Annotated in this window: 3 protein-coding genes; all 3 read left to right on the top strand. The window is 41.0% G+C overall.

What is annotated here, in order from left to right; all coding sequences use genetic code 11:
- A partial coding sequence (locus VN379_RS20095) for a GumC family protein (RefSeq protein WP_325537148.1) occupies positions 1 to 1,404 on the top strand: 1,404 nt, incomplete at its 5' end.
- Positions 1,405 to 1,435: 31 nt separating this feature from the next.
- Complete coding sequence (locus tag VN379_RS20090) at positions 1,436 to 2,125, top strand: CpsD/CapB family tyrosine-protein kinase (protein ID WP_325537146.1); 690 nt, start codon at positions 1,436 to 1,438, stop codon at positions 2,123 to 2,125.
- Positions 2,126 to 2,142: 17 nt separating this feature from the next.
- Positions 2,143 to 4,041 carry a nucleoside-diphosphate sugar epimerase/dehydratase gene (locus tag VN379_RS20085; protein WP_325537144.1) on the top strand — a complete coding sequence of 633 codons (1,899 nt, stop codon included), beginning with the start codon at positions 2,143 to 2,145 and terminating at the stop codon, positions 4,039 to 4,041.
- Positions 4,042 to 4,680: the final 639 nt, after the last annotated feature.

Raw genomic sequence — 4,680 nt, 5'->3', positions numbered from 1 at the left:
AAGCTAATTATTGGTATATTAATGAGCTTTATAATTATAGTTGCTGTAGTCAGTTTCCTTATCCCCCCTACATATGAGGCGGAAACCTCAATCAGGGTTAAGCAGCCTAAGGGTCTGGCAAGTTCGTTGTTATCGGATTTGCCTACCGGCAATCCGATGGGTACCAAACAATTAATGTCTACTTATGCCGAGATTATTAAGAGCCGGACGGTAGTTCAGGAAGTGATTGATAAAACCCAAGCTAATAAGGAAGAGATTCCTACATACGAAGATATGTTAAAAAGGATTACGACTCAACCAGTAAAAGACACTGAGATATTGGACGTCAGAATCCAGGCTGGTTCACCGGAAGAAGCCCAACTTGTGGCAAATGCCCTAATTGAGGTATTTCTGGGGAGAATGACAGCGCTTGTCAGGGGTGAGCAGTCGACCGTCAAAGAGTTTATTGGTGTGAGACTAAAAGAGTCGAAAGCAGAGCTGGAACAGGCTGAAGCGTTGATGCAAAAATATAAGCAAGAGCAGAAGATAGTAGATCCTTCACTAGAATCTAAAGCATTATTAGACAAACTTGCCAGTATTGACAAACTAAATGCTGATAATAAAGTTACTATGGCATCTTCCAAAGCAAAACTTGCCAGTGCTGAGCAACAACTTGGCAATCAAAGCTCTGGAGTTGTCGCTGATAATCTCTTGATTCAGCAATATAAAGCAAAGTTATTAGATTTAGAAGTTCAACTTGTAAGTTTGGTTCCAAATTACACTGACAAGCATCCAAAAGTGGTCGCGTTACGAGCGGCTATTAATGAAACAAGGGCTATGCTGAACGCTGAAATTACCAGGGTCGTAAACGCTGAATCCTCCTCTATTAATCCAATCTACCAAGGGCTTTTACAGACTCAGCTTCAATCACAGGCTGAGATTGCAATTGCGACTGCTCAAAAATATGCTATTGACCAGATTATATCCGAAGGCAGTCGGGAGATTACCAAATTGCCAGCTAAAGAACAAGGTTTAATCAAAGTGGCTCGTGATGCCAATGTTGCTCAGGAAATTTACATAATGCTGGCTAAACGCTATGAGGAAGCCCGTATTAGTGAAGTAATGGAACCGACAGATGTGCAAATTATTGATAAAGCAATCGCACCAGAGGATCCTATTAAACCGAAAAAAGTTCTTAATATCGTGATTGCTGCTATACTTGGTCTATTTGTGGGAACTGGGATGGCCTTCTTTAATGAATATATTAATAAGACAATCAGAACAACTGAAGATGTTAAGAATTATCTAGATTTGCCGGTAATTGGAAGTATCCCTGATTTCAATAGTGATACGATTCCGTGCGATGCAAATTGGTTTGCTCGAGTCATAAAATTTCTGAAAGGAAAGATTGGGCATCAGGGTTAATAGAGTACTAACACGTATGGAGAGGTGAATTATGGTTCAAAAACGACAACTCATCGTCCATGAAGATGCAAAGTCACCGATTGCCGAAGCATATCGCACGATGAGGACGAATATTCAATTTGCGAAGATTGACGGGGATATGCGGGTCATCATGTTTACAAGTGCAGGTCCAGGAGAAGGTAAATCAACTACGACTGCCAATACTGCGGTAGCTATGGCTCAGTCCGGGAAAAAGGTAATTATTGTTGACTGTGACTTGCGTAAACCGGTTCAGCACAAAATCTTTAGCAAAAAAAACAGGGGTATAACTAATATTCTTGTCGAAGATTGCTCTGTGGCGGAGTTGATCCAGAATACCGATATTGATAATCTGCAGGTACTAACAAGCGGGCCGATACCTCCTAATCCTTCGGAACTATTGGGATCAGCTAAAATGAGGGAAATCATTGAGTGTCTGAAGGAACTAGCAGATATTATCATTATTGACGCACCACCGACCGTCGCTGTTACTGATGCTTGTGTGCTAGCCCCCAGCGTAGATGGTATTTTGCTTGTGTTGGCCGCCGGCCAGATTAGGCCGGAAATGGCACAAAAAGCCAAAGAACTTCTATTAAAAGCCAATGCTCACATTCTTGGGGTTATTTTAAACAGGGTAGAGATTGAAGAAGAGCATGCATATTACTATTATTACTATGGGAATGAGAAAAAAATTGCGAAGTAAGACTGAGGAGTGGTCCTATGCGACGTAAAGTGGTGTCGTTATGTCTCATATTAATTGATGCGTTTATCGTTGCTGCGGTTCCATTTATCGCCCTCTATATTCGTTTCGAGGGAGCAGTGAATAACCGCTACATTGATCTTTTTCTGAACTACTTGCCGGAGATTGTATTAATTAGATTGGCTACCTTTTATCTTTTTGGTTTATATCAACGGTTATGGAGGTATGCCAGTATTCATGAACTGCTGGGAATTGTCCTGGCGGTGTCGATAAGCAGTTGCATTATCAGTGTTTATATGTATGCAACCGGTGCAAATATTCCAAGAAGCATTCCTATTATCAGTTGGCTGCTGGTTATTGTGCTTATCGGTACCAGCAGATTGTTTATTCGAATTGTACATTTAACTCGCCAAATGCAAAGAGTACAGACAACGCATACTGTTATTGTCGGCGCCGGTGATGCAGGGGCCATGATTGCCAGGGAAATAGGACAGCGGTATTGTGAGACAAAAAAATTAATCGGATTTATCGATGACGATACATATAAACAGAATCAGATGTTGTTTGGAGCTAAGGTACTTGGCGGTTGCAGGGATATTAAACGCATAACGGCTGAATATAAGGTTAATGAAATAATCATTGCTATCCCCTCTCTTGGCGGAGCACAATTACGGGAGATTGTTCAGGGTTGTAAGCAGACCGGTTGCGCGGTTAAGATCGTTCCTGGTATTTATGAACTTATTGATGGCAAAGTAACTGTACAACAATTACGTGATGTTGATTTGGAAGATTTGCTGAGGCGGGAACCGGTTAAACTTGATCTTGAGCAGATTGCCGGTTATCTTACTGGGAAGCGTGTATTGGTTACAGGGGCAGGCGGATCAATTGGTTCGGAGCTTTGTCGACAGATTGCTAAACTTTCACCGGGTGAACTTATATTGCTGGGCAAAGGTGAAAATAGCATTTACGAGATTGATAGAGAACTTCGCGAAAAATACAGCGAATTTAACATCGAAGCTGTTATTGCTGACGTTCGCGACGAATACAGAATTAATGAACTCTTTGCTCGATTAAAACCTGAAGTAGTATTCCATGCAGCTGCTCATAAGCATGTTCCGTTAATGGAAGCACAGCCAGTGGAAGCTGTGCGCAATAATATATTTGGAACAAAAACGGTTGCTGAAGCTGCGGACAAAGCCGGTACAGGGATATTCATTATGATCTCAACCGATAAAGCTGTTAACCCTACCAGTGTGATGGGAGCGACTAAACGGGTTGCCGAACTTGTGATTCAAAACATGAACAGAGTAAGCAATACGAGATTTGCTGCCGTACGGTTTGGTAATGTGCTGGGGAGTCGTGGCAGTGTTGTGCCATTGTTTAAAAAACAGATTGCTAAGGGTGGTCCAATTACTATAACCCATCCTGATATGAAGCGGTATTTTATGACAATTCCTGAAGCCACGCAGCTTGTTCTACAGGCAGGTGCCTTGGCTAATGGTGGCGAGGTGTTCGTTCTGGACATGGGTGAACCTGTTAAAATCGTTGATATGGCCTCCGATCTTATCGAGCTTTCCGGATTAGAGCCAGGGATAGACATTGAAATTAAGTTTACCGGATTACGTCCTGGTGAGAAACTCTTTGAGGAACTTCTGACTGCAGAAGAAGGTACAACTTCTACTAAGCATGAGAAAATTTATGTAGCGAATCTTAAGTCGGTAGAAATGCAGCAATTTCAAATGGGATTGGGGTATCTAAGCACGGCACATTCAGAAGAAATTATTTCAATACTTGGTAAGATAGTTCCGACTTATTATCAAGCTAGAGAAAAGTATTGTGGAGCGGATACTAAGAACGTAAAGCTTGATCCTAATAACTTTTCTGCTCAGCACAAAGCGGAACATATTTATGCTAGTTAAGAGAGTAGTAATCTTTATTATTTTGTAAATAAGTATGCTTTACATCTAGTATATGGACTTATTAAATTCTTTAATAAGGTTGGACTAGACTTTTGATTTAGGGAGTTATATTAAATCTGAAACTTCTTGTAACCTGTGCAAATGGACAGTTCGGCCAAGAGCCGGGGAGTTTGTAAGTAAATATAAGTTGATAATTCATGATATTAATACGCTGGATATTTCGGAGCATGTTTCAGCAAACTCAGAGGTGCAACCAGCACTGCCCAACAATGTGATCAATGATGCTGTTTATACAACTGTAAAAGAAGCTTTAGGGAGAACTTTTAGTTCAGTAAACAGGTGGTACTTAATTTTATTCTTCATACGTACTGGCTTTACGGAGATGGCCACAATTTTGTTCGCATCAATGCTGAGGTTAATTGAACCAAAGGCTGAATTTCAGTGGGTGTCAACTAGTAAGTATGTTCCGCCAACTTAACAAAGATCTGGTTAGGGTGATAGAAAATTGATGCAAACCGATCGGATTTATCACACTGCAAACAAAGGGGGGCATTGGTTTAACTTTTCACGAATAGTTCACCAAAGACCCCCAACGTATTCATTTCCTCCGTACTTGAATATTGGGTAAAGATACTGAAG

Origin of the sequence: Sporomusa sp. (assembly GCF_035561255.1) — a bacterium.
In the GTDB taxonomy this organism is placed as follows: Bacteria; Bacillota; Negativicutes; order Sporomusales; family Sporomusaceae; genus Sporomusa.
Note: the sequence above shows the minus strand (reverse complement) of the source record. Positions and strands in the feature narration are given on the sequence as shown.

Bases quoted from the DNA above. Each gene is read 5' to 3' on its own strand.
- VN379_RS20090 (WP_325537146.1), top strand. From the start codon at position 1,436: ATGGTTCAAAAACGACAACTCATCGTCCATGAAGATGCAAAGTCACCG.
- VN379_RS20085 (WP_325537144.1), top strand. From the start codon at position 2,143: ATGCGACGTAAAGTGGTGTCGTTATGTCTCATATTAATTGATGCGTTT.